The 1,860-nt window shown below is 50.4% G+C and carries 1 protein-coding gene; it reads left to right on the top strand.

What is annotated here, in order from left to right:
• Positions 1-148: 148 nt before the first annotated feature.
• A partial coding sequence (locus IBX50_RS20280; RefSeq protein WP_292258201.1) for an HD domain-containing phosphohydrolase occupies positions 149-1,860 on the top strand: 1,712 nt, incomplete at its 3' end.

The raw sequence follows: 1,860 nt of genomic DNA, 5'->3' as shown, positions 1-1,860 counted from the left end.
CAGCCTGGCAACCACTCGTATTTACCTACACGAAGAAGACGAAGCCTGGCAAGAACAGAACCAGAAACAAGACTGGCAGGCACCCTGGGCGGATGCTTCGGAAGAAGATTAAAGTTATGCTGGAGCAAACAGCTCAGGGAGCAACCGAGTGGATAAAAATAAACAGCAACAACAAGATGAGCGCCTGACCGGTACACTTTTACGCCGTGCGATGGATACGGCAATTCAGCAGGGTGGTATTAAAATTCAGCCTTTAGTCCGTGATGATCAGACCGCCTTGGATGAACCCTGGCCTGTCACTCATCTGCAGTTTGATCGGGAGCATGGGCAAATCAAGGTACAGCTGAGTGGTGATGAACAACAGATAGGCTTTTTAGCACGCTGGAGTCTGTTTCGCCTGTATATTAAACACCGCAACCTCTTGTACGAAAGTGATCCGCTGGATGTGTTACATACGGCTCTTGGCGCTGAAAAACTGCAGCTGACGCTGGTTTTACCTGCATACTTCAGCAAGGTGTTTCACCGTGAGTTTTTTCGGGTGTATCTGGAATCCAGAGTAAAAATTCAGGCTCGCTTGCATCTTCCCGGTCTGGATCTACTGGGTCAGCTTGAAGATTTGTCCGCCGGTGGCTGCAGAATGGCTCTACCACCCCAGGCCGCGTTACATCTGCTGCAGCCTTTTAGCGAAACTCCAAAATGCAGCCTGATATTTCCCAACGGTGAGTCAGTCACCACCCCGTTTGAGCTGACCTATTTGCAGCCCGATGAGGGCTTTTTACACGCCCAGGTAGGGTGCCACTTTGCCCATGAATCACCCGATGATGAGCGACGCTTTTTTCATTACACTCTGGAAGCGGAAAGAGAAATAGCCCGCCTCACCAACGTGCAACGTGTCTCCAAGTTCCCTTCTCGTCTGTTTCAGCGACCCGAGAAAAAAGCCGAGCAAGCAAAACGCAAAACTCGTCATGAACAAACTGATGCAGAACTGCTAATGCCCACCGGATATGCGGACATCATTCAACAGCTCGCAGATCAGCTAGCTTTACAGGTTTTAAGGCTCAGCGGCCTGCACAAGCTGGATGCCGACCGGATGAAACCTCTGGCAATGAGGTTGATTGAGCTACTCGATAACAACGAAAATGCCATTCGTCTGGCGCTGCAACTCCCGAATCCCGGAATCAACTCGATATTGCTGCATACCCTGCGTGTGGCAACCTTCTGCTTCCCGCTGGCCTTCAAGATCGGTCTGGCACGAGGTCAGGAACTGCAGGTGATGGTGTCCTTGTTACTACATGATCTGGGTAAACTCTTTGTCAGCCGCCAGCCGTGTTTTAACCCACAAAAACAATCCCATGAAACCCTGCGCCAGATGAAACAAAACCAGATTCATCTGCTGCGAGCTGCGGCAAAACTCCACTGGATTTCTCCATCCATAGGTGAGTCTCTGCTGGTTAATGCCAATGAACGGCTGGATGGTTCTGGTTATCCGCGTGGACTTGAAGCCGAACAGCTCGACCCCCTGTCCAGAATGATCAGTGTTGCCAAAGTGCTGGATTGTCTGGTGCATTGTTATCACGACCCCTCCATGCGTTGGCGCGACGCTTATAAATGGGTTTATCAGCATGATGAGTGGTTCGATAAACCCATGTTGAAACGTTTTATCAAGCGTTACGGCTTGAGACCCGTTGGCAGCAGGCTGGTGTATAAAAATGGTTATCTGGCTTGTGTGACTCAGGTTGATAAACATGGTGAGGTTTTGGAGGTTGTTTTGTTGCAGTACCTCAAGAATCCTAATGCCAGCATCCGGGGTGACCGGATCAATAGACCAGAGGATCTGCAGGCGCTGGGTGCCATTCATGG

The organism is Marinospirillum sp. (assembly GCF_014859565.1).
The sequence above is the reverse complement of the archived record's forward strand: the minus strand, read 5'-3'. Positions and strand labels throughout refer to the sequence as shown.